Raw genomic sequence first — 23,156 nt, 5'->3', positions numbered from 1 at the left:
AAATGTGGAAATTCTTATATTTGACAAGTGGTTAGCACGCTATAGTTCTTTGTTTTAGTAATGATGAATTTTTGCGGACTTAAGGTAACTGATCATGGCGTACAGGATTTCCTTACACAATATCATCAAAAAAAATAAAATTACCGTAAAAGGAACTAATTGTTCGATAGTTGCACCAGATGACTACGATAGCAGGCTAAGTAAAGTCAAGATAACGATTGGTGGAGACAATTGTAAGTTAGTAATAGGGAAGAATGTCAGAATCTCTAATACTCAAATTCGGATCAAGGGTAAAAACAATACATTAGTTCTCGGTGATAATTGTAGGTATGGAGGTGGAAAAATATATCTGACATACGGGGACAATATGAACATAGATATTGGTAACGACTTGTCAGTTGAAAATGCTTATCTACTGGTGGATAACGGCTGTTCAATCAAAATTGGAAGTGATTGTATGTTTTCAACGGGAATAATGATAAGAACGGGTGACAAGCATCCTATATATGAAAAAACTTCTGACAGGCATTTGAACCCTCCTCAAAGCATTACGATAGGGAATCATGTTTGGTTAGCGAGGGATGTTTTAGTTCTTAAAGGCTCTAAGATAAGCGATGGGAGTGTTGTTGGGGCAAAATCTGTTGTATCTAGAGAGTTTTCAGAAAAAGATATAATTTTGGCTGGAGTGCCAGCAAATAAAATAAAAGAGAATGTTAGATGGGAGCGTTAATCAGTACTTCGTAGATTTCGGATTGACCTTCCACTAACTGGAAGGTTTAAGCTGAGTTACTGAACCCTTATTTTTTTGCCCTATGTCTATCACTCTTTTGAATCTGCGACATCGACAAAAGCTCGGCACAGCACTGATTGCTCTGCTGATGTTTATGCTGTTGCAGGTTTGCTTGATGGAGCAGACTCAGGCTATGGATTCAGCCCAGCTACACATGCAGAAGGTGTCACTGGATACCTCTGAAATGAGTGGTGATATGGGCATGAATCATGAATGCTGCACCCCTTCCCCGGTAGAGCACCTTCAGAAAGCAGATCAGTCTTGCCCGGATTGTGATACTGATGACCACTATATCCAGTATTCACAGTCCGACAGCAAACCGGCTTTTACTCTGCTTTATATCATCTCTGAATTGATATCGCTCGACTCTGAGCCATCCCGAAACTGGGTTTCGGAACCTCCACCTTCGATACACCACTCTCAGCCTGACATCTATCTGGCCAATGTCTCCTTTCTGGAGTAGCCCTTTCCAGAGAATCATCGTCGTTTAAAAAATCGAGTGAAACGTTGATTTCGCAGTGCGTTCTTGCATGCAAATGGCATTCGCACTGCTATGGAGAGAAACATGCAATTAAAACGGATTATGCAATCCGGTGCATGGCTTTTATTGGTATCGGCGGGGGTCAGTGCAGACAGTCTGACCCTTGCAGAAGCTGAGCATAAAGCTCTGGCTGCTGATCCAATGATTCAAGCCTATGAAAAGCAATCCAGAGGTTATCAGGAACAGGCTATCGCGGATGAAAGCTGGGCTGATCCCAAAGTATCCGTTGGGACTATGAATCTGCCTGGTGATGACCTTGATCCAACCCGCCAGGGAATGCTGGAACTGAAGATAGAGCAGATGCTCCCCCGTGGTAACAGCAATCAGATCGAGAGAAACAAGACTGAGTTGATGGCACGAGGTTCCGATTCAGCAGCACAAAATCGCAAGTTGGTAGTGCTTAGAGAAGTCAGATTAGCCTGGCTGGACGGCTGGTACTGGCAACAGGCTCTGGCAAAGCTGAATGAGAGTCGCTACCTGTTCGAGAGCCTTCGCAGTGTGACTGAATCCATGTACCGACAGGGCAAGAACAGCCAGCAGGATCTGATCCGTGCCGAGCTGGCATTGGCCAGGCTTGATGATCGAATACTGTCGTCTGAAAGCAGTCTGAATGAGAGTCGGTCATTGTTGAATCGCTGGTTAGGCGAGACGTCAGATATGGGCTTGGCTAGCCAACTTCCCGATCAGGTCGATGTGCCTGCACCTGTCCTGAAGTCTGTGCAGGTACACCCTCTGGTAGAGGCTGAGGAGTGGTTGGTACAGCAATCTGAGAGGGATGTAGATCTGGCTAAGGAGGCGTATAAGCCCCAGTGGGGAGCAGAGGTCAAATACGGTCGCTCTATGTCTGATATGAATACCAACATGGGGTCTGAAAGTCGTGATCAATATTCTCTGATGCTGATGGTAGATATTCCGCTGTTTACCGGTAATCGCCAGGATCGTCAGTTGTTAGCCAGCCACTATCAGCGAGAAGCAGCCATCGACAGAAAAGATGAGTTGTTGAGAGGCATGATGGGAGAAGCTCAGCAGGAGTATGCGCGCTTTCAGGGGGCTCAAAGAAGACTGAGCCAATATCAACAAAGGTTGTTACCACAGGCTCGCCGCCAGTCTGAGTCCACACTTGACGCCTATCAGAGTGATGACAGTGACTTTGACTCTGTCATGCAGTCCTACATCGAAGAGCTGGACCTTCAGATTGACTACCTGAGACTTCAGACCGACACCCTGCAGAGCAAAGCAAAGCTCGACTACTTGATGCCAAAGGAGAGAGCACAATGAAAAACTGGATCTTGATGGCGTCAGTTTCCGCTATTGCGTTCGTTGCAGGGATTGGGGCGAAAAACTTGTTTATGGACAGTAGTCATGAAGGAGGAGTGGACTCGAGCGAAAAAAGCCCACTGTACTGGGTTGCCCCCATGGACTCGAACTACAAACGAGACAGGCCAGGTAAGTCACCTATGGGGATGGATCTTGTTCCCGTTTATAAAGAAGAACAAATAGAAGACGAACCCGGTACGATTTCAGTCTCTTCGGCGGTGGTAAACAGTCTGGGTGTTCGTTCTGAACCGGTCATTGAACAAACGCTTCAAACACGAGTCAGTACCGTAGGTTTTGTTGGCTATAACGAGGACAGTCTTCGTCAGGTCAACAGTCGGGTGGAAGGCTGGATCAAGAATCTACAGGTTTCTTCTCAGGGTGAGTCTGTTGCCAAAGGCAGTAAGTTATTCGATCTCTATTCTCCGGTACTGGTCAGTGCCCAGGAAGAACTGTTATCTGCCGTGCGTTCTGGTAATCAGGGGGTTGTCGGGGCTTCGAAAGATCGTCTCCTGTCACTGGGTGTATCTGAGCAGGTGATTGATCGCATCATCAGGAACAGAAAAGTTGAGCAAACGCTCTCTTTTTATGCCCCTGAGAATGGTTATATTTCACAGCTGAATACTCGTGAAGGTGGCTACATCAACCCATCCAAAGTCATCCTTGAACTGGCCTCTCTGGACTCTGTCTGGGTCGTGGCTGATGTCTTTGAAAGACAGTCACCGTTGGTAAAGGCGGGTCAAAAGGCGGTGATGTCAGTGGATTATCTGCCTGGCAGGGAGTGGCAGGGAACCGTTGACTATATCTATCCGGAACTGGATCCCCAGACCCGCAGTCTACGTGTACGACTTCGGTTTGATAATCCCGGGGGTGAACTCAAGCCCAACATGTTCTCCAAAGTAACGATCTTCCCGAAAGGATTCAAAGCGTTGAGTATTCCTCTGACCGCAGTGATCAGACTGGAATCTCAAGATCGAGTGGTGAAAGACCTGGGAGAAGGGCGATTTCGCTCCGCCAGAGTCGAGCTGGGGCGTGAAATCGGAGACCGTGTGGAAGTTCTGAAAGGGCTGACATCTGCCGATCGTGTCGTGACTTCTGCCCAGTTCCTGCTGGACTCTGAGTCCAGCATTAATGCTGACCTGAGCCGGATAGAAGGTGCACCTTCAGACAGTGTCTGGTTTGAAGGCACATTCCAGGCTCAGAAAAGTCCAGAGGTTATTAATGTTGCCCATGGTCCAGTCAAGGAGTGGGGTTGGCCTGACATGATTATGGACTTCAATCTTAGTCCTGATCTTCAGCTGCCTGAATTGTCCCAGGGGCAGGCCATCCGGTTTGAAGTAGAAAAACTGAAAGAGGGTGGATATCGGGTTCATCAGATAGAGCTACTCGATTCACCTGAAAACAACCAGCCCGGTCACTCAGAAGCTATGGATCATAGTGGGCACGATATGTCAGGCATGAACATGGATCATAGTGGGCACGACATGCCAGATATGAATATGGATCATGGTCAGGACGAGATGCCTGCTATGGACCACAGCATGATGGAACACTGAGGAGCGAACCATGATCACTGCGATAATTCGCTGGTCACTGGGAAATCGTTTCCTGGTGTTACTGGCTGCGCTGGCCCTGCTGTTTGCCGGTGTCTGGATTACTAAGAAAACACCTGTAGATGCCTTGCCTGATCTCTCGGATGTTCAGGTTATTATCAAGACCGATTACCCCGGTCAGGCGCCACAGGTTGTAGAAGATCAGGTGACCTATCCGCTGACTACCGCCATGATGGCTGTACCTGGTGCTGTAGATGTCAGAGGCGCTTCCATATTTGGTACCTCCTATGTCTACATCCTGTTTGAAGATGGCACTGACTTGTATTGGGCTCGCTCCCGGGTGCTTGAGTATCTGAATCAGGTTCAGTCCAGTCTTCCGGATTCTGCAAAGACTGCTCTGGGTCCTGATGCGACAGGTGTCGGCTGGGTGTTTAATTATGCTTTGGTGGATCGAAGCGGCAAGCATGATCTGGCTCAGCTGACCAGTATTCAGAACGGGTATCTCAAGTTTCAGCTGCAATCCGTACCCGGGGTCAGCGAGGTGGCTACAGAAGGAGGTATGGTTCGGCAGTATCAGGTGGTTGCTGATCCAGACAAGCTGAGAGCCTATGGTATTTCTCTCCAGGAGTTGGCGACAGCCCTGAAAGAAGGAAATAGTGAATCCGGAGCCTCTGTCGTTGAGATGGCTGAAGCGGAATACATTGTGCGGGTGAATGGTTACCTGAGCACTCTGGACGATATCAGACAACTGCCCTTGAAAATAAACGCAAAAGGAACCCCTTTACTGGTCGGAGATGTTGCCGAAGTTCGGATGGGACCCCAGATGCGAAGGGGGATTTCAGAACTGAATGGCGAGGGAGAAGCGGTCGGAGGTATTATCGTCATGCGTCATGGCGAGAATGCCCGGGAAGTGGTCGAAGGGGTAAAAGCCAGGTTAAATGAATTAGCCAGTGGCTTGCCGGAAGGCGTCGAAATTGTCACTACTTATGATCGTTCGATCCTGGTGAATTCATCGGTCAAGACCTTGAGCAGTACGCTGATCATTCAGCTGATCATAGTGATGGCCATTTGTGCCCTTTTCCTTCTGCATTTCCGCTCTTCCCTGGTCATCGTGATCAGTCTGCCGCTGGGAATTCTGGGGGCTTTTGTGATCATGTATGTTCAGGGATTGAATGCTAACATCATGTCTCTGGGGGGGATTGCAGTAGCTATAGGCTCGATGGTGGATGGCTCTATCGTCATGATCGAAAATTTCCACAAACATATGCAGAGAGTAAAAGTTACGGCAGCTAACCGTTGGCAGGTTGTACGGCAATCGTCTCTTGAGGTGGGGCCTCCGTTGTTTTTCTCACTGTTGATTGAAGCAGTCAGCTTTATGCCCGTTTTCAGTCTGCAGGCTCAGGAAGGGCGGATGTTCTCTCCTCTCGCTTTTACCAAGTCATATGCCATGGTGGTGGCGGCCGGATTGACCATCACCCTGGTTCCGGTTCTGATCGGCTATCTGATCAGGGGAAATGTTGTATCTGAGGACCGTAACCCGGTGAACAAGGGGTTGATGTCCGTTTATCGACCTGTCGTCAACTTTTCCCTGAAGTACCCCAAGTCCCTGATTGCTGCAGCCTGTGTTCTGATGGTGGTAGGCTTTCTTCCGGCTTCAAAACTGGGGAGCGAGTTTATGCCGCTTTTAGACGAGGGTGACCTGATGTATATGCCCACCACTTATGCGGGGATATCGGTGGGCAAGGCCAGAGAGCTTCTGCAGCAGACAGACAAGCTGATCAAAACAGTACCGGAAGTGAAAACAGTCTTTGGCAAGGTTGGACGTGCCGATACTGCTACAGACCCTGCTCCTCTCACTATGATCGAAACCGTTGTCCAGCTCAAACCCAGAAGTGAATGGCGTGAAGGCATGACACCCGATCAGCTGAAGGCTGAGCTTGAAGAGCGTGTGAAACTCCCTGGTGTCAGCAATGCCTGGGTCATGCCCATCAGGACTCGAATCGACATGTTATCGACAGGGATTAAAACCCCTGTGGGTATTCAGGTGACGGGACCTGATCTGGACACAATAGAAGACATTGGTAAACAGTTGGAGAAGCTGTTAACCCCTGTGGATGGGACATTGTCTGTTTATGCAGATCGTGTGGCAGGCGGGCGTTATATCCGGGTCGACATTGATCGTACCAAAGCCGCTCGATATGGTCTGAGTATCAATGCTATTCAGTCAGTTACTTCTGCGGCCATCGGCGGTATGGATGTGACTCAGGCAGTAGAAGGTCTGGAACGTTATCCGGTCAATATTCGATATCCCCAGCATTACCGCAACTCAATTGAAAAGCTTAAGGTACTGCCAGTCGTCACACCATCTGGCCAGACCATTGCACTGGGTGATGTATCTGATATTTACATTGAGAAAGGGCCAGGGTCTATTCAGTCAGTCAATGCAAGGCCTTCCGGGCTGGTTTTTGTCGATATCGCAGGAAAGGATCTGGGGTCTTATGTTGAAGAAGCCAAGGCTCTGGTCGCTGAGAATCTGGAATTGCCTGCAGGGTATGCTTTGGAATGGACGGGCCAATACAAGTATCTGGAAAGAGCCAATGAACGACTGAGTGTCATTATTCCAGTCACGTTGCTTTTCATAACGGTGATGTTATTCCTGACCTTCAGAAGTGCTTTTGAAGTGGTGACCATACTCAGTACCCTGCCTTTTGCTCTGATAGGCGGTATTTGGCTGATGTATCTTCAGGGATACAACCTTTCTGTTGCTGTAGGCGTTGGTTTTATAGCCTTGGCAGGTGTCACGGTAGGCAACGCCATCATGATGTTGGTTTATCTCAATCAGTCTCTGGCTGAGTTGCGGCAATCGGGTGTTGTGATATCAACTCAGTCCATAAAGCAGGCCGTACAAGAGGGAGCTGTGCTGAGATTGAGACCCATCATGATGACTGTAACCACGATTCTATTTGGCCTTATCCCGGTCATGACGAATGACGGAACCGGCTCTGAAGTCATGCAACGTATTGCCGGACCCATGATTGGCGGTATTGTCAGTTCACTGGCCGTAACCCTGGTGCTGGTTCCTGCCATCTATTTCCTCTGGCATAGCCGAAAGCAGACACCGATTGAAACTGTTGCACAATAAATAGCCAAAATTTGAAAAGGAGAATAAAACAATGAAAAAGCTGAATGCCCTGTTCCTGGGAACTGCTGTTCTGATGTCGTCCATGCTGGCCAAGGCTGAGGAGTCTCTGCCCACCGTCATGCTCTACAAAACCCCTGCCTGTGGCTGCTGCACAGAGTGGGCAAAGCATATGGAAAAAAATGGCTTTAAGGTGATGTTGCATGATGTGCCCAGTACTGCCATGTATCGTGCCAAGGCGGGGGTTCCACAAGGTATGGAGTCTTGTCATACAGCCTTCATTGGTGATTATGCCGTTGAAGGTCATGTTCCGGCGGCGGACATTAAGCGTATGCTGAGTGAAAAGCCTGAGGGCGTTAATGGACTGACGGTTCCAGGCATGCCGATGGGCTCGCCGGGTATGGACTACGGTGACCGCAAAGATGCCTATAAAGTCATTAGCTTCAATGCTAATGGTAAAACCAGTGTGTTTGCTTCCTATTGATCACTGTAATCTGAAGAAGCTCATCCCTGAGCTTCTTTGCCCCAGGGCTATCTCAATCTTTGTTTATCAACCTTGGCTCTCTGTCTACTGACCAGAGAGTCTCTGCGCGCTATAGCCCACATCAATTGGTCGTAAGCTGTTGTGACCAGCACGTCTCCACGAGCTTCGGTTTCGGCGAGGTTGTTGAGTGCGTTGTTGACGCCTGGCTTCAAGTTTGCTGGCTGAAAGCTGGCAACATAGAAGGCATTATCAGGAATGAGGGAAGATGAAATACCCGTGTTTCTTACAATCAGTGTTTTCAAAGTAGTGCTTCTGACATCTTCCAGTTCGTCGCTGGTCAGGTGATCAGGGTTGGTGGTTCCATCCATATTCTCAAACCAGAGGCGATCGCCATCTCTCAGTAACAGGAACTGGTCCTTTATGAGGGTATGAAAGAGAGGACCCACCAGAGAGTTCCCTCTGGGAGTTTCTGCCAAACCACCAGACCAAGAATAACTGCATCTACACCGCCATTATTGGTGTCTATCGCATATTAACGGAGGGGGAATAGTGAGACTAAGCGCTATTCCCCATGCCGTTCGCATTTCAAACAGAGCTTATGCAGAAGTAGAGTCTTTTCCTTTAGCCAGCCGGTCGATGATAGGGCAGTCCGGCATATCATCTCCATGGCAACATTCTGTGAGTTTTTGCAGACTTTCACGAATAACCTGCAGTTGACTGATTTTATCTTCCACATCAGCAATTTTTTTCAGAGCCAATGATTTTACATCGGCACTTTTACGACCATTGTCGTTGTAGAGGCCGAGTAAGTCCGAGCACTCTTTCAGAGTAAACCCCAGCTCTCTGGCGTGGCTTATAAAAGACAATTCTCGTAGGTGTGATTCATTATAATCCCGATAACCATTCTCCAGACGATGGGCGGGGGAGATCAATTTCAGACTCTCATAATAACGAATCGTTTTCGCTGTCAGTCCGGTAGCCTGTGCCGCTTTGGAAATGTTCATGATTCAGGCCTCCCTGGCAGTGGGCTTGAACAGCCTCAGGCGATTGGCGTTGCTGACTACAGTAACCGATGACAGTGCCATGGCAGCCCCTGCTACCACAGGGTTAAGGAGTATTCCGGTCAGTGGGTACAGTATACCGGCAGCAATAGGAATACCCAGGGAGTTGTAGACCAAGGCACCAAACAGGTTCTGTTTGATATTTCTCAGGGTCGTTCTGGACAGTTCGACGGCATCGGCCAGACCGTGAAGTGAAGAGCGAATCAAAGTGATATCTGCTGATTCAATAGCTACATCAGTACCTGAACCAATGGCAAACCCAACGTCTGCACGAGCCAGAGCCGGGGCATCGTTAATACCATCACCTGTCATGCCAACTTTAAGCCCATGTTCCTGCAACTGTCTGACATAGCTTTCTTTATCTTCAGGCATGACTTCAGCCTGGAAATCATCAATCCCAACCTGTTGGGCGACAGCGGCAGCTGTCAGCTTATTATCACCGGTCAGCATCATGACTTTGATGCCCAGTTTATGCAGCCTATCAATGGCTGCTTTAGAGTCTTTCCTCACAGGATCGGCAACCGCTATCAGTCCAGCCAATTGATTATCCACAGCCAGATACATGGGGGTTTTACCCTGATTGGCCAGTGACTCTGAAGTGGATGCCAGAGAAGAAACATCAATATTACTGGCAGCCATCAGCTTTTCATTACCCAGCATCACAGACTTTTCTGCAACACTCCCGGTGACACCCTGTCCTGTGACCGCATGGAAATCGGATACGGGTGAAAGTGACAACGACTGTTGTTTTGCAGAGTCGACAATAGCGTCTGCCAATGGATGCTCCGATGCACTTTCAATACTGGCAGCTATCTGCAGAATCCGGTTCCTTTCTTCCTCAGTGTCAGCAGTAGTACTGATCAGTTCGGTCACTTTGGGAACGCCTTCAGTAATAGTGCCTGTTTTATCCAGAACAATAGTGGTCAGCTTACTGGCCTGCTGCAAAGAATCACCCTTGCGGATCAGCATACCCAGTTCAGCTGCCTTGCCGACCCCTGCCATGACTGACATGGGAGTGGCCAGACCCAAGGCACAGGGACAGGCAATAATCAGGACGGTTGTGGCTACTACCAGAGCATGAGCCAGTGCTGGCGCAGGTCCGAAAAAAAACCAGATACTGGCGGCCAGAATAGCGATGACAAGCACAACAGGTACGAAAACAGATGAGATCTGATCGGCCATGCGGGCAATAGGCATCTTTGAACTCTGGGCTTTTTTCACCAGGGCAATGATGTGGGCCAGAGCGGTTTCGCTGCCGACCTTTTCAGCCCTGAACAGCAAACTGCCATTTTTGTTCAAAGTACCGGCAGAAACCTCTTCCTCTGGCATTTTTTTCACGGCCAGTGGTTCACCTGTGAGCATGGATTCATCGACCAGGCTGCTACCTTCAGTGACAACACCATCGACCGCGATTTTTTCACCAGGCCTGACTCTGACGATATCACCTTTCAAAACCTGGTGAGTGGGGATATCAATCTCTTGTCCGTCACGTACGACTCTGGCTGTTTTTACCTGCAGCCCCAGCAGCCGCTTGATAGCTTTACTGGTTTTTCCCTTGGCTCTTAATTCCAGAGCATGGCCAAGGTTGATAAGACCGATGATCATGGCGCTGGCTTCAAAGTAGACATGGCGAGCGGCAAATGGCAGAAGGTGGGGGAATAGCACGACTACCATAGAATAAAGCCAGGCGATCCCCGTGCCTATGGCAATCAGGGTATCCATATTGGTGTTGCCATGCTTCAGAGCTTTCCACATGCCGGTAAAGTAATGTTTACCGGAGAACACCAGAATAAGCAGGGTGGCAAGGCCAACACCTCCCCAGGCTATTTGTTGAAAGGGTGTGTTGACACTCATTTCACCGGTGACAACACCCCAGATCATAAGGGGAATACCCAGGCCCAGAGCAATAGCCGTATGTTTTAACAGGTGGTGATACTGTTTTTTATCTTCCTGTTCCTGCTTTTCCTGGATATCGCTTTCTGGTGTGAGTTCAGTACCCGGATAACCGGCATTTTCCAAAGCCTGCAGAATAGCACCTGCTTCCGGTTGTCCTTGAACAGAGCAGGTTTTGTCTGCCAGATTGACTGATGCACTCTCAACGCCAGGAACTTTCAATAGAGCGGATTCGATTTTACTGACGCACGATGCACAGTGAATAGAAGGTATAGAGAATTGTCGTTCTGAATCGGACGGTATCACTTCAGCACCGAATCCGGCGGTTTCCACTGCTGAAACCAGAGAGGCAGAGTCAGCATTGCCTTCGACCATGGCCGTTTTATCTGCAAAGTTCACACTGGCTTCATGCACGCCAGTCACGCCTTTCAGAGCCTTTTCAATTTTGCCTACACAACCGGCACAGTTGACTCCGGACAGTGCCAGCTGAATCTGTAAAGCGTTCATAGTTCTACTCCCGGACATCAATTTCAAGGGGAACAGTACACAGAATAACCCTTACCCTAACTGGAAGGTAAAGGTTGATAGGGAAAAGAGGCCATAGATGTTTCTTATAACACGCTAAATCGAGGTCATTGTTTTCCAAAAGAGAGCAGGGTTTAGCCGATTCTGGTGAGGGAAAGAGAGGGTCTATTAGAGAGAATTCAAGAGGGGGTCGTAAGGGAAGGGGGCTTCAGCTTCCGTCGCGTCCAGAAGCTGAAACAGAGCGCGGTATCAAGCCTGTGCGATAATGCTTTCAGGGTCTTTGATCGCTTCACCCACTGCCACTTTAATGGTCTTCAAGGATTCAAAACGTTCAATGCCCTGAATTTCCACATCAATGGCCAGAACTGCCAGGTCTGCTGCTGCAATATCTTCTGCAGTGATCTCGTTTTCTATGCCCAGTGCTCCCTGGGTTTCTACTTTGATCTCATGGCCCTGGCTCTGGGCGAATTCCGCCAGTTTTTCTGCAGCCATGTAGGTGTGGGCGATACCCGTGGTACAAGCGGTCACTGCGACAATGTTCATGTGTGTGTTCCTGTTTCGCAGGATCTGCCAGGTCAGCAGGCAGTCTCCGGATTCAATATTTTTAAGGCTTGCCACTGACTATAAGTGTCCGAATTTGTTATCGGAATCGAAGAAAAACGACATTTAGCGGACATTTGTAACCATCCATGCACAAAGCTGATGCAAGTCAATTTATGGTGATGGCCTGATCCATTAAGGTGGGCACCATTATCCCCTTGTTGATAGAAAGCAGTTTCCTATGAGCACACCTGAACACCTGTTTCCCGAGAATTTCTGGTGGGGCAGCGCGACCTCTGCAACCCAGTGTGAAGGCGCTTCCCGTGAAGGCGGTCGTGGGCCCAACGTTTGGGATTTCTGGCATGAAAAAGAGCCCGGGAAATTCCACAATCAGGTAGGCTCCTGCGAAGCCTCTACCTTCTACAAGAATTACAAGAACGATATTGCTCTGATGAAAGAACTGGGTCATAACTCGTTCCGTACCTCTATCTCATGGTCTCGCTTGATTCCTGCCGGAACGGGTGAGGTGAATCCGGAAGCAGTGGCTTTCTACAACAACATGATTGATGAATTGATCAAGCAGGGTATCGAGCCTGTCATCAATCTGTTCCACTTTGACTTACCTGTTCCGCTGGTGGAAAAAGGTGGCTGGGAATCCCGGGAAACGGTAGAGGCTTTTGCTGAATACGCTGAGAAGTGTTTTGAACTGTTTGGTCACAAGGTGAATTACTGGTTTACCCAGAACGAACCCATAGTGCCTGTGGAAGCAGGTTACCTGAATGTCTATCACTGGCCCTGCGTCGTTGACTTCAAAAGAGCTGCTCAGGTGGCTTACCACTCCATTCTGGCCAATGCCTGCGCGATTGAGCGTTATCGCAAAGCCGGACTGGACGGAAAGATCGGTATTATCCTGAACCTATCTCCGACCTATGCTCGCAGTGACTCGCCTGAAGATCAGAAAGCGGCCCACATGGCTGATTTGTTCTGCACTCGTGCGTTCCTTGATCCGGTCACCAAGGGAGCCTACCCTCGTGAGCTGGTGGAGCTGCTGAAAGAGCATGATCAGCTGCCAGCCTATGATAAGGCTGATCTTGAGATCATTGCTGCTAATACCATTGATGTTCTGGGCTTTAACTACTATCAGCCTCGTCGAGTTAAATCCAGAGATGTCGCTCCCGCTGCAGATGCCCCGTTTGTTCCCGAAAATTTCTACGACTTTTATGAAATGCCCGGTCGCAAGATGAATGAGCACCGTGGCTGGGAAATCTACGAGAAAGGGATATACGACACATTGCTTGATCTGAGAGATAACTACGATAACATCGAAGTTTATATCTCAGAAAATGGTATGGGTGTTGAAGGTGAGAAGCGGTTTGAAGTCGATGGTCAGATACAGGACGACTATCGCATCGACTTTATCAGTGATCACCTGAAGTGGATTCACAAAGCGTCAGAAGAAGGCTCCAGAGTTCGTGGCTACCACCTTTGGACCTTCATCGATTGCTGGTCCTGGCTGAATGCTTATAAAAACCGTTATGGTTTTGTCAGTCTGGATTTGGAAACTCAGGAGCGAACCATTAAAAAGAGCGGTCTCTGGTTCAGGGATGTTGCTCAACAAAACGGTTTCTGAAACAGGCACTTCTGAGTCAAGAAAACCCCGGATTTCCGGGGTTTTTGCTATCAGTCAGCAGGGAAAATAACGCCCAGAGTTTTACGGGCTTCTGTAATGATCCGGCTAACCTCAAGGGTTTTTGCCAGTCCTGGATGATCAATTTCTTTATTTTCAATCAATTCGGCAAAAGCAGCGGCTTCATACTCCATGGTATTTTCTGCCTGGCTTTCTTTCGCTATGGGCATTCGGGTTAAATCTTTCACCGGGTGGCCTCGCTCCATCAGGGTGACTCCCTTGCATTCAGAAATAAAGTCGATCAGCAAAGTGCCCTGTTCACCCTGAATTTCACTGGGAATGTGACCGTCGCTGACTTTGGAGTGAGCAATCAATACCTCGAAATCCTGATAGTGAAGCGTCAGAGAACCTTCTGCATCCACACCCGATTCCAGAAGATTGCCATTGGCTGTAAAGCTATTTGGGGCTCCAAACAGTTCCACGGCAGCGCTTAATGGATAAATGCCAATATCCATAAGCGAGCCATTAGAGAAAGCGGGATTAAAAGTATTGGGGTTTTCTCCGTCAAGATATCGCTGATAGCGTGACGAATACTGACAGTATGAGAAGTAGGCTTTGCGTAATTTACCCAGTTTTGGCAGGGTCGCTTTGCATACGTCCATATTGGGTAGGTAACGGGTTTTCATCGCTTCAAACAAAACGACATTGTTCTCTTTAGCGAGATTTATCAGCTGATTGACTTCGGTCACGTTGGAAGCAATCGGCTTTTCAATAATGACGTGCTTACCATACTTCAAAAATAGCTGGGCTTGAGAGGCGTGGAAGGCATTGGGGCTGGCAATATACACCGCATCAATGTCCTTATTCCCGGCCATGGCTTCCAGATCGTCATAGCATTGGCTGACACCGTACTCTGCAGCAAAAGATTGAGCAGTGTCCAGTTGGCGAGAATAAACAGCCTGGAGCAGGAGTCTTCCCGTTTCGTGAGCTGCCCTGCAGAAGGCGTGACTGATCCAGTTGGTTCCTATGACGGCAAAACGAATCATTACTTCTTTCTCCGTTGCGTGGAAGCGGCAGAGGTGGGTAGAGGGTTACTGTGCTTTTATGGCTTCCATCAGGGAGTGTACTGGAATGACCATGGCGGATAAATTGTCTTTTGGGCTGTAACTCAGTGCTATCAAATCCGCCATTGGGTATATATCGAGGTTTCATAGTAGTGCTGACTTGTCATCTAAAGGTCATCGACTAAGGGTGCTTGCCAGATCAGAGCTTTGAGAGGACATTCTAGAAAATGTCACGGTTGCTTTGAGTCCGCCATGAGCTGATTTATCTAGATAAATAGCTGCATTATGAAGCTGGACGATGTGGTTAACGATTGAAAGGCCAATACCTGCACCGACTGTACTGGAGCTATGTCGATCTCCTCCGCCTCGATAGAAGCGGTCAAAAACCCTTTCTTTTTGTTCTTCTGGTATGCCGGGGCCAGAATCAGCAACGAACAATAGAACCTTTTCGTGGAATCGGCTGATACCCAGCTCTACAATACCTTCGTCAGGTGTGTAGAGAATGGCGTTGCGAACCAGGTTATTCAACATAATTTCAAGACCCTGCCGGTCTCCCCAGATGATCTCTTTTGGCCCTTCGGTGAGTGAGACGGTCTGATGTTTGCTAAGAGCCAAATGAATAGTGTCGCCAATAACAGTCTGACAGAGTTTATGGAGATCAATGGGTTGAAAGCGAGTTGTGTAGCTGTCAGGTGTGGTTCTTGCTAACAGCAGAAGTTGCTCAACCAGATGAACCATACGTTGATGGCCTGATTTTGCCTGAATCAGGGCCTGATGGCATTCATCTCTATTACCCGACTTGGCGTTTTCAAGGTGAATGCCAAGTCCGGCCAGAGGGGTTCGCAATTCATGAGCGGCGTCTGCTGTAAAGCGTCGCTCACGCAAGAATGCAGACGACAATCGGCTCAGCAGACTATTAACTGAGTGAGTTAATGGTATCAGTTCTTTGGGAATATCCTTCAGATCAATGGCTGTAAGGTCATTGGCTTCTCTTAGTTCAAGTTCGAAGCTCAGCTGTTTAACCGGCTTCAGGCCTCTATTGACCAGCCAACCGACCAGCAGAAATAAAACCGGCAGAGTAAAGAGAAAGGGAAGTATGCTCTGTAGCGCAATGACGCCACCCAGTTCACTGCGAATATCGTCTCTTTGAGCCACAATTATCCAGTGATGGTCAGCATCACTATATAGAGTGAAGAGTCGCCAGAGATAGCCATTCGCTTCGACATTATAGAAGCCGGGTTCAGGATCTCTGAGGTAAAGGTCGGGGGCACTTTTAGAACGAGCAATCAGTTGAAGGTCATCATCCATGATCTGAAAAAACAGTTTGGCTTCGTATTTATGACCCATACGTCCGGCTACACTGCCTGACCAGTTGTCCGGATCATCAAAAAAAGGCACTACGCTTGCTGTTCCTTCCTTTATTGCAGGGGCTGTTAGCTGATCCAAAATTCGGGCGTATTGGGCCATCTGGGCATCAAATAGCTCTTCTACTTCATGTCGGCTGGCGAGATAGCCCCAGGTGGTAGCAAAGCACCCTGCAATCGCTACTGTGCCTAGTAGCCAGGTGAACAAAAAGCGTCGAAGAGATTTGATTTTCATTCAGGGATGCTTCTCAACAAGCCAGCCTACACCTCGGATGGTTCGGATAAAGTCAGCACCGGTTTTTTTTCTGAGGTTATGAAGATGGACATCAACAGCATTACTGGCAACATCGTTTTCCCAGTTGTAGAGCTTGCTGTTCAGCTGCTCTCGTGAATAGATACGCCCAGGGTTTTCCATAAGAATTCTGAGAATAGAAAACTCACGACGGGGAAGTTCTATTTCTTCACCGCTATTCAGGCGCATGCGATGATTTGAGGTGTTCAGGGAAACTGGCCCAAGCGCAATCGTAGCACTTTGACTGGTCTGTGTTCTATTGCCCGCACGGCGCTCCAGAACTCTTAATCGAGCCAGCAGTTCAGCCACTTCAAAAGGTTTAGTCAGGTAATCGTCGCCGCCGCTATCAAGCCCTGCGACTTTGTCAGGCAGGGCATCTCTTGCACTGAGTATTAAGACTGGCACAAAGTTATCTGCAGCACTTTTCTGATGAATTTTGGGTAGCAGATCCAGTCCATCCATATCGGGTAATCCCAGGTCCAGAATAATCAGATCCGGGCAGGAATCCTCACTGGAAACCAGAGACAGAGCATCTTTCCCCCGGGTCACATGATCAACGGCATACCCCTTGCGTGACAAAGCCACCTGGACTCCGTCAGCCAGAAGAAGGTCGTCTTCAACCAGTAGAACTTTCATCTTAAAGAGAGGGCTCCAACTTTTCGATCAACTTTTCGATCAACTTCTGGATCTCCTGACGGCGTCCTCTATCAGCCAAAGGGCGATCAGGACGGGCAGGCGCTTTCAGTGCAGTTTTCAGTACGTCGATGGCTTTGTGATTCTCACCCTGACTGGCCAGAAAGTCACCATAGAAATAGTTGCTGTCAATGCCATTAGGGTTCACCTTCACAGCCTGCTCCAGATAGGTTCTGGCCTTGTTGTCATCACCAAAAGCCAGTGGCCATCCGGGTACTTGATAGTACAGGGCGCCGAGGCTTGTTAGAGCTGACCCTTGCAGAGCTGTGTTATCAATCTTCAGGGAAGTTTGAAGATCACTCCGTGCGTCTTTCACCAGTGACAGAGCCCCTATTCCTCCGTCTATACCTGCCTCAGTAGAGCGAATAATACCGCGCCAGATCAGAAAACCGGCCTTTTCTGAGTCTGAACTCGCTTCAACCAGCCCGGTTGCCTCATTCTCAAGTTTTTCCAGAGCCTTAATTTTACCATCGTCGTCAAGCTGGCCGTATTCAATTTGTGCCCATTCCCGTTGTATAGACAGAAGGTTCTGGGAGGCGAATGCTGAATTGAAGAAGCCTGTGCAAAGGAAAACGGTCAGATATTTTCCGGCAGAGGGCATCCATGCAGGGAGGCGGTTCAATGCTTTCATAGTCGGTGCCTTGTAACAGTGATTGCATAATGTCAGCTCTTTTGCTGGTTCAGCAGAGCGTATTTGCGAATGATGGGCAGTTGTTTTTTAAGGGAGCCATCAACCAGACCCGGCAGTGCGCCATTGATGCGGGAAAACAGTTTTTCAGGCCACCCCAGGGTTTTCTGCTGACTCCTTTGGCTGAGTAACAGGGACAATAGTTCGTTGGCCACGAAATCGGGAGAGTCAACCGAAATGCCCAGAGTCTGGTTGAGTGCATTGACTGCCTGAGAGTTTATATCAGTCTCTGTTGCCCGGGGAGACAGCAAGTGTACACGAATTGCAGTATCAGACAGCTCGCGGCGAAGGGCTTCAGTGAAGCCGCGAAGTGCAAATTTACTGGCGCAGTACATTGAGTAGCCAGGGTAACCAATAGCGCCAAAAACTGAGCCGATATTAACGATGGCAGCCTCAGGCTTGTTTTTCAGAACGGGCAGTAATGCCTGGCAGAGATGTGCCGGTGCTTCGACATTCGTAGCCAGTATGGCTTTCAGGCTTTGCTCCGAAGTTGATTCCAGCAGAGAAAACTGACAAATCCCCGCGTTATTGATCAGAATATCTATAGCTTCTTTCTTGCAGACGTTGATCAGCTGACTTCGCTCCTCCTGACTTTCCAGGTCGACGACTATGGTTCTGTGTAGCTGACCAGGAAGGGCGTGAAGCAGAACTTCCAGCCGTTCCTGTCTTCTGCCCGCCAGGAGTAACCGAGCGCCCTCAGAAGCCAGTTTTTGGGCTATAGCCGAGCCCATCCCTCCGGTGGCACCTGTCAGCAGAATGGTTTTGTTTCTAATGTCCATTATGCTGCTCTCTTGTCTGGCAGCATGACGTTGTCCAGATTTTGGAAAATATTGCCATACAGTCCATACATCATCCGGGAACAGTGAATAATGGCAGCCTGGTCTTGTGGATCGTTGATTTTGTTCATCAGGTTTTCAAAAAACTTCATATGACCAATGTCCAGTTCCCCATGAGAGCTTAAGTAGCTGAAGGCGCTGTCTGGCAGTTCCAGCACTTCCTGCACGACCTTGGAGCCAGCACTGGCGAGTAGAATGCTGGTGCCTTCAAGAACCTGAACCATGCCGAAAATACCAACAGGGTTGATTCTGTTTATAGTGTCGTACAGATAAGCGACCATGATCTCTGTCTCAGGAAGGGGCTGACTATGGCGCACCTCTTCCTTGTCAAAGCCACAGGCGGCGATATCATTAAGAACCCATTCCTGGTGTCCCAGTTCTTCTTCGATGTATTCAGCTATCGCCTGACGGAGCCACTCCTTTTCTTGGGGAAGTCGGCTTCCTGCTGCCATCAACAGAGGCACAGTATGCTTGACGTGATGGTATGCCTGGGTCAAAAAGGCAACATAGTTTTCCAGTGTGACGTCGCGTTGAAAGCAGCGCTGAATGATCGGTGTTTTAAGCAGAGATTCTCGTTGTAGTTCTGTATTGCTCTGCAGTAAGTCAAAGAAATTCATGCAGCAGGCTCCTGCAGCTGTTGATAGAGTTTATCGAGATCCCGTTGGTTCGCTTGAAGAATCTTGTCTCGACGGGGACGGCCATTGGCAGTCCATTGGTCAGCCTGCGGCTCTGCCATGAGCGTCCAGCCTTTAATTTGTGCGTAGTCCGGGAGTTGTCGGTTGGCAATGCTCAGGGCTGAAATAACCTGCTCATCGGTAACACCGGGTAAAAGTCTGACCAGGGCGGTACAGAAGGGACGACTGTCTCCTGCTACCAGACAGTGGCTGAAGAGGCCTGTCTGCATGAGTTCACTCTCCGGCCATTCAGGTGATATGTTGCGGCCAAATGAAGAGATCAGCAGGTTCTTGCGACGACCTGTAATATGAAGAAATCCACTGGCGTCGATATATCCGGTATCGCCGGTAAAGACGGCTTCGTTCAGGTTTTCCGGTTGGCCAAGGTAGCCTAGAAAACAGCTGCCTTTTACCACCACCTCATCATTGTTTATCTCAACCTGGCAGTGAGACAGAGGGCGCCCGGTACTGCCTGCTTTCAAGGCTCTGGGAGTGTTCAGGCTGACCACAGAACAACACTCGGACAGTCCATAACCTTCAAACACCGGTAGTCCCATTTTGTGGGCTTTCTCCAGAAGCCCCTGAGATACACGACCACCACCCACTGCAATGAATTTCAGCGAAGACGGGGCAGTCCATCCTTGCTGGGTAGCCGCAACTAATGCTAGTAAAAGCTGAGGCGTCAAAATCAGGCTGGCAGGCTGAAACCGGCTTAGAGATTGAACCAGCTTGGAAGTATCCAGAGATGAACTGCCCTTCAGTCCAACGTCTGATGTTGATGGAACGGCAATCGACATCCCTCTCAGAATCGGAACATACAGACCAGCAATGTTTTCCAGCAAAGTGCTGAGAGGAAGAAGGCAGAGGTGCTTGTCACCTTCCACTGAACCAATAGCAGAATTGATGGCTTGTGCGGTATTCAATTGATGTTCTGCTGACAGGCAAACGCCTTTGGGTGAGCCTGTAGAGCCCGAAGTGAACGTGATTTTCTGACAACTCTGAAAGGGGAGTGAGTTAACCTTTACCCTATGTTTGAATAGAGACAGGTCATGGCATTCTGCAATGGGGTTGCCACTGATACTGGAGGAGAGAATGGCATCCACTCCGGCTGTTTTCAGCAGGTGCTCTTTTTGGCTGGCAGTAAAGAAGGGAGGGATCGGTACTGAAATAATCTGGCTTTCCAGACAGGCCAGGTCGGCTATCACCCAGCCGAAACCATTATCAGCATCGATCGCCAGCTTACGAATTTTGTGATTTTGCAGCGTTTTTGCAAAGCCTTGTACTTCAAACCAGAGCTTCTCCCACGACAAGGTGTTACTACCACTTTCAAGAGCAGGCTTGTTAGATATCTGGTTTGCGTGTTTTTTCAGAGCATCGATAACGGTATTCACCGGGCGTACTCCCTGGCTGATTTTGAAATGACCTCCACAATGGCAGGCAGCTCGTCTTGATACTGATCCAATGTGCCTTGAAGGTGAGGTTTTCTACGGATGTGGGCAACAGCAGGTTCAATGGCTCCAGCCAGGACTTTCGGTGAGGCATCATAGTAGCGTCCCCAGTAAACACGCTGCTCACCAAGGCTCAGGCCATCTGCCTGTCCCAGCAAAACGGGCTGAAACTGCATGGTTTTCAGTTGTCGCTGAACAAGTGGAGTAGCAGTGCATATCACCCATTTAAAACCTGCCTGATAAAGCACATCTGCCAGAACAATAAACAACGCTTGGCAGGCTCGGGTGGAGGAAGCTGCAAGATTGCCTATCTCAACAATGTGCTGGCGATCGATTCGATAATCAGAGAGTTGCCTGATTTCTGATTCAACAGGCTGTTTGAGATATGATTCAACCAGTAAAGGCCCTTCACTGGCTATGCTGATACCTGCTACAGCAGAAGGGAGATTCTTATCGATTACACCAACCAGAATGGGCAGGAATCTGGCTATGATCGCACCATGATGTTCTGCGAACTTTTTTCTGATCAGGCTCTCAAACGCTTCTCTGTGAGAGTCACCTGAAAGAGCATGCTGGAATCTGCGGGTTTCCAATGTCTGGAAACTCGTTTGAGGTTGAGTAGACACTCTTCATATCACCATGGTGATCTGTGATGTCAGACAGGATATGAGGACAGAATTAAGAGAAAATTAAGAGAGAGAATATTTGTGATGATCTAAGGCTTGTAAGGTGAGGCTGGATTCAAGCAATAAGTGCTTTTACAAAAGCAGCCTATCGTCTTGTTTTTACGCTAAAAGCACGACTTTTTAGCATGCCTTAAGTTGAATAGTTGAATCGTGTGTGTAAGTAAGCGAGCTGTTTGAGTGGGTAGCTGTTTTGAGTCAGAGTGGGGAACTGACTCAAAACAGCCCGCTTACCCGCTTACCCGCTTACCCGCTTAAATGGTGTTTGTCGTTCAGGTCATGGGTTGATAAGAGCAGGCCCTGAGGGGGCAACAATCTGAATGCTTCTTTATTATCTGCATCGGCTGGGTCAACGAGCCGATGCACGATTCAGGATTACTTTTTCAGCTTCTTCTCAATCTGCTCAACAATTTGAGGCGCTTTCTTAACCGCATCGGCCACACCCACACGAATAATCGGTTTACCGGTGAATCGACCTTCTTCCTTGATAGCAATGTCTTTGGTCAGTAGAACAAAGTCGGCATCCCTTACTTCTTCCAGTTCAATACGGTTTTCAATCCCGTAAGAGCCTTGGGTCTCTACCTTGACCTCCCAGCCTTTTTCCCTGGCCGCGTTTTCCAGTGCTTCAGCCGCCATGTAAGTGTGGGCAACACCGGAAGGGCAGGATGTAACAGCCAGCATTTTCATCGTTGTACTCCATTTAATCTTTATAACTGCGAAAGTGAGTGTCAGGTGTCTGGAGCTCCGTTTTGTTGGAGCACCTTGTTATTCAGTCGAATTCGAGCACCAGCTCGTCAGAGTTATCCAGTTCTTCTTCTTTTTCTTCAGAACGTTGATCGATCGGTTTCTTGAGAATGTTGACGATCAGAGCGGTAGTGGCTGCACCGGCTATGGTGGCGATGATATAGCCCATACGTCCATCAACTACGGGCAGTACAATCCAGCCGCCCCAGGGGGCGTGATTTAATACGCCCATCTGGAAGGCAATTACGTTACCTACAATGCCTCCAGCAACAATGGACGGAATAACGCGCAGTGGGTCGTTAGCCGCGAAGGGAATAGCCCCTTCGGTAATGCCGATCATGCCCATCAAGCCTGCAGCACGGCCAGCTTCACGCTCTTCATCGCTATAACGGCTTTTTGAAAACAGAGTGGCCAGAAACATGCCCAGAGGAGGAACGCAGATAGCAACACCAACACCTCCCATTAATTCCGGGTGTTCGAAAACCTGGGTCTGGGCGAATAGAGTGGCTACTTTATTGATGGGACCGCCCATGTCAAAAGCAGTCATACCCCCGAGCACAGTCCCCAGTGCTACTTTTGATCCATCACCCATGCCTGACAACCAGCCATTCAGAGCTTCCATCAGAGCAGCAATGGGTTGACCAATACCCCAGATAACAATGGCAGATACAATAAAAGTGCCGCCTATTGGCAGAATGAAGTAAGTAGAAACAGCCTTGAACTTATTAGACAGAGGAATTCTTTTCAGCTGATTTACGATGTAGCCAGCCAGAAAGCCAACAATGATAGCACCCAGAAATCCAGTACCGTTGGCATTCGCCAGGTAAGCGCCAATCATGCCCGGAGCCAGTGCGGGACGGTCTGCTATAGAGTAAGCGATATAACCGCCAAGAACCGGAACAAAAAGAGTAAAGCCTGCAATCCCCATATCCCAGATGCCAGTCAAGAAAGCACCTTCTGGCTGGGCACCTTTACCATTCAGCATCACTGATAATGCCAGCAAAACACCGCCAGCGACGATAAATGGCAGCATGTGACTGGTACCTGTCAGCAAATGCCGCTTCAGGGTTGCAAGATCATTCTTCATAACGAGTCCTTCTCATCATCCAGTGCTGTATAAGAGGTCACAAACTTGAACAGTTTGTTGCTGTTGAGGGAACTATAAGAGAAGGGGGGGAGGACGAAAATCTGATAAATGAAGCG

General features: G+C 48.7%; 21 protein-coding genes. 7 read left to right on the top strand and 14 right to left on the bottom strand.

Going from position 1 to position 23,156, the window contains the following annotated elements; genetic code table 11:
• The first annotated feature begins 94 nt into the window (after window positions 1–94).
• The 6 genes from GZ78_RS12565 to GZ78_RS12540 all read left to right on the top strand — a co-directional run bounded on the left by GZ78_RS12565 (window position 95) and on the right by GZ78_RS12540 (window position 7,821).
• On the top strand, window positions 95–730 hold the full coding sequence (locus tag GZ78_RS12565) for an acyltransferase (RefSeq protein WP_051786114.1): 636 nt from the start codon (window positions 95–97) through the stop codon (window positions 728–730).
• An 82-nt stretch (window positions 731–812) separates the two neighbouring features.
• A complete protein-coding gene (locus GZ78_RS12560) occupies window positions 813–1,253 on the top strand; it encodes a hypothetical protein (protein ID WP_034835940.1) in 441 nt (146 codons plus the stop codon).
• A gap of 102 nt (window positions 1,254–1,355) precedes the next feature.
• Window positions 1,356–2,609, top strand: a complete 1,254-nt coding sequence (locus tag GZ78_RS12555; protein ID WP_161787369.1) for a TolC family protein — start codon at window positions 1,356–1,358, stop codon at window positions 2,607–2,609.
• Window positions 2,606–4,201, top strand: coding sequence for an efflux RND transporter periplasmic adaptor subunit (locus GZ78_RS12550; protein ID WP_051786113.1), 1,596 nt, complete (start codon window positions 2,606–2,608; stop codon window positions 4,199–4,201). Before GZ78_RS12555 ends, GZ78_RS12550 begins: the two co-directional genes overlap by 4 nt.
• Before the next feature lie 10 nt (window positions 4,202–4,211).
• Entirely contained in the window at window positions 4,212–7,340 is a 3,129-nt protein-coding gene (locus GZ78_RS12545; protein ID WP_034835937.1) for an efflux RND transporter permease subunit, read from the top strand.
• Window positions 7,341–7,371: 31 nt separating this feature from the next.
• Complete coding sequence (locus GZ78_RS12540; protein ID WP_034835935.1) at window positions 7,372–7,821, top strand: DUF411 domain-containing protein; 450 nt, start codon at window positions 7,372–7,374, stop codon at window positions 7,819–7,821.
• 47 nt (window positions 7,822–7,868) lie between these two features.
• Here the strand turns inward: GZ78_RS12540 and GZ78_RS27445 are convergent, their stop codons facing one another.
• The 4 genes from GZ78_RS27445 to GZ78_RS12520 all read right to left on the bottom strand — a co-directional run bounded on the left by GZ78_RS27445 (window position 7,869) and on the right by GZ78_RS12520 (window position 11,843).
• Complete coding sequence (locus tag GZ78_RS27445) at window positions 7,869–8,297, bottom strand: peroxidase family protein (RefSeq protein WP_051786112.1); 429 nt, start codon at window positions 8,295–8,297, stop codon at window positions 7,869–7,871.
• Between the two features lie 120 nt (window positions 8,298–8,417).
• Window positions 8,418–8,825 (bottom strand): Cu(I)-responsive transcriptional regulator, encoded by a 408-nt coding sequence (gene cueR, locus GZ78_RS12530; protein ID WP_034835934.1) that lies wholly within the window; start codon window positions 8,823–8,825, stop codon window positions 8,418–8,420.
• A gap of 3 nt (window positions 8,826–8,828) precedes the next feature.
• Window positions 8,829–11,282, bottom strand: coding sequence for a heavy metal translocating P-type ATPase (locus tag GZ78_RS12525; protein WP_081869818.1), 2,454 nt, complete (start codon window positions 11,280–11,282; stop codon window positions 8,829–8,831).
• A gap of 267 nt (window positions 11,283–11,549) precedes the next feature.
• Window positions 11,550–11,843, bottom strand: coding sequence for a PTS fructose transporter subunit IIB (locus GZ78_RS12520; RefSeq protein ID WP_034835931.1), 294 nt, complete (start codon window positions 11,841–11,843; stop codon window positions 11,550–11,552).
• 238 nt (window positions 11,844–12,081) lie between these two features.
• On the opposite strand from GZ78_RS12520, the gene GZ78_RS12515 reads away from it, so the two are divergent.
• Entirely contained in the window at window positions 12,082–13,470 is a 1,389-nt protein-coding gene (locus GZ78_RS12515; protein ID WP_034835928.1) for a glycoside hydrolase family 1 protein, read from the top strand.
• A gap of 50 nt (window positions 13,471–13,520) precedes the next feature.
• Here GZ78_RS12515 and GZ78_RS12510 read toward each other — a convergent pair whose 3' ends face one another.
• The 10 genes from GZ78_RS12510 to GZ78_RS12465 form a co-directional block, all read right to left on the bottom strand.
• Complete coding sequence (locus GZ78_RS12510; RefSeq protein ID WP_034835925.1) at window positions 13,521–14,513, bottom strand: Gfo/Idh/MocA family protein; 993 nt, start codon at window positions 14,511–14,513, stop codon at window positions 13,521–13,523.
• Window positions 14,514–14,705: 192 nt separating this feature from the next.
• Window positions 14,706–16,130: an ATP-binding protein gene (locus tag GZ78_RS12505; protein WP_081869817.1), complete on the bottom strand. Its 1,425-nt coding sequence runs from the start codon at window positions 16,128–16,130 to the stop codon at window positions 14,706–14,708.
• Window positions 16,131–16,823 carry a response regulator gene (locus GZ78_RS12500; RefSeq protein WP_034835923.1) on the bottom strand — a complete coding sequence of 231 codons (693 nt, stop codon included), beginning with the start codon at window positions 16,821–16,823 and terminating at the stop codon, window positions 16,131–16,133. It lies immediately after the preceding gene.
• 1 nt (window position 16,824) lies between these two features.
• Complete coding sequence (locus GZ78_RS12495; RefSeq protein ID WP_201772706.1) at window positions 16,825–17,511, bottom strand: tetratricopeptide repeat protein; 687 nt, start codon at window positions 17,509–17,511, stop codon at window positions 16,825–16,827.
• Window positions 17,512–17,543: 32 nt separating this feature from the next.
• The gene (locus GZ78_RS12490) at window positions 17,544–18,347 is read right to left on the bottom strand and encodes an SDR family oxidoreductase (protein WP_034835921.1); all 804 of its coding nucleotides are present in this window, start codon (window positions 18,345–18,347) and stop codon (window positions 17,544–17,546) included.
• Window positions 18,347–19,021 carry a TenA family transcriptional regulator gene (locus GZ78_RS12485; RefSeq protein WP_034835920.1) on the bottom strand — a complete coding sequence of 225 codons (675 nt, stop codon included), beginning with the start codon at window positions 19,019–19,021 and terminating at the stop codon, window positions 18,347–18,349. Before GZ78_RS12485 ends, GZ78_RS12490 begins: the two co-directional genes overlap by 1 nt.
• Entirely contained in the window at window positions 19,018–20,469 is a 1,452-nt protein-coding gene (locus tag GZ78_RS12480) for an AMP-binding protein (protein WP_034835918.1), read from the bottom strand. The genes GZ78_RS12485 and GZ78_RS12480 overlap by 4 nt, the downstream gene beginning before the upstream one ends.
• The gene (locus GZ78_RS12475; protein WP_081869815.1) at window positions 20,466–21,152 is read right to left on the bottom strand and encodes a thermostable hemolysin; all 687 of its coding nucleotides are present in this window, start codon (window positions 21,150–21,152) and stop codon (window positions 20,466–20,468) included. Before GZ78_RS12475 ends, GZ78_RS12480 begins: the two co-directional genes overlap by 4 nt.
• A 432-nt stretch (window positions 21,153–21,584) precedes the next feature.
• The gene (locus tag GZ78_RS12470; RefSeq protein WP_034835915.1) at window positions 21,585–21,896 is read right to left on the bottom strand and encodes a PTS fructose-like transporter subunit IIB; all 312 of its coding nucleotides are present in this window, start codon (window positions 21,894–21,896) and stop codon (window positions 21,585–21,587) included.
• 82 nt (window positions 21,897–21,978) lie between these two features.
• On the bottom strand, window positions 21,979–23,040 hold the full coding sequence (locus GZ78_RS12465; protein WP_034835913.1) for a PTS fructose transporter subunit EIIC: 1,062 nt from the start codon (window positions 23,038–23,040) through the stop codon (window positions 21,979–21,981).
• Window positions 23,041–23,156: the final 116 nt, after the last annotated feature.

This window comes from Endozoicomonas numazuensis (assembly GCF_000722635.1).
GTDB lineage: Bacteria > Pseudomonadota > Gammaproteobacteria > Pseudomonadales > Endozoicomonadaceae > Endozoicomonas_A > Endozoicomonas_A numazuensis.
Note: the sequence above shows the minus strand (reverse complement) of the source record. Positions and strands in the feature narration are given on the sequence as shown.

Excerpts from the sequence above, each read along its gene's own strand:
- GZ78_RS12525 (WP_081869818.1), bottom strand. The coding sequence starts at position 11,282 with ATGAACGCTTTACAGATTCAGCTGGCACTGTCCGGAGTCAACTGTGCC.
- GZ78_RS12545 (WP_034835937.1), top strand. The coding sequence starts at position 4,212 with ATGATCACTGCGATAATTCGCTGGTCACTGGGAAATCGTTTCCTGGTG.
- GZ78_RS12565 (WP_051786114.1), top strand. The coding sequence starts at position 95 with ATGGCGTACAGGATTTCCTTACACAATATCATCAAAAAAAATAAAATT.
- GZ78_RS12485 (WP_034835920.1), bottom strand. The coding sequence starts at position 19,021 with ATGAATTTCTTTGACTTACTGCAGAGCAATACAGAACTACAACGAGAA.
- GZ78_RS12560 (WP_034835940.1), top strand. The coding sequence starts at position 813 with ATGTCTATCACTCTTTTGAATCTGCGACATCGACAAAAGCTCGGCACA.
- GZ78_RS12490 (WP_034835921.1), bottom strand. The coding sequence starts at position 18,347 with ATGGACATTAGAAACAAAACCATTCTGCTGACAGGTGCCACCGGAGGG.
- GZ78_RS12520 (WP_034835931.1), bottom strand. The coding sequence starts at position 11,843 with ATGAACATTGTCGCAGTGACCGCTTGTACCACGGGTATCGCCCACACC.
- GZ78_RS12495 (WP_201772706.1), bottom strand. The coding sequence starts at position 17,511 with ATGAAAGCATTGAACCGCCTCCCTGCATGGATGCCCTCTGCCGGAAAA.
- cueR (WP_034835934.1), bottom strand. The coding sequence starts at position 8,825 with ATGAACATTTCCAAAGCGGCACAGGCTACCGGACTGACAGCGAAAACG.
- GZ78_RS12505 (WP_081869817.1), bottom strand. The coding sequence starts at position 16,130 with ATGAAAATCAAATCTCTTCGACGCTTTTTGTTCACCTGGCTACTAGGC.
- GZ78_RS12465 (WP_034835913.1), bottom strand. The coding sequence starts at position 23,040 with ATGAAGAATGATCTTGCAACCCTGAAGCGGCATTTGCTGACAGGTACC.
- GZ78_RS12500 (WP_034835923.1), bottom strand. The coding sequence starts at position 16,823 with ATGAAAGTTCTACTGGTTGAAGACGACCTTCTTCTGGCTGACGGAGTC.
- GZ78_RS12515 (WP_034835928.1), top strand. The coding sequence starts at position 12,082 with ATGAGCACACCTGAACACCTGTTTCCCGAGAATTTCTGGTGGGGCAGC.
- GZ78_RS12470 (WP_034835915.1), bottom strand. The coding sequence starts at position 21,896 with ATGAAAATGCTGGCTGTTACATCCTGCCCTTCCGGTGTTGCCCACACT.
- GZ78_RS12510 (WP_034835925.1), bottom strand. The coding sequence starts at position 14,513 with ATGATTCGTTTTGCCGTCATAGGAACCAACTGGATCAGTCACGCCTTC.
- GZ78_RS12540 (WP_034835935.1), top strand. The coding sequence starts at position 7,372 with ATGAAAAAGCTGAATGCCCTGTTCCTGGGAACTGCTGTTCTGATGTCG.
- GZ78_RS12550 (WP_051786113.1), top strand. The coding sequence starts at position 2,606 with ATGAAAAACTGGATCTTGATGGCGTCAGTTTCCGCTATTGCGTTCGTT.
- GZ78_RS12555 (WP_161787369.1), top strand. The coding sequence starts at position 1,356 with ATGCAATTAAAACGGATTATGCAATCCGGTGCATGGCTTTTATTGGTA.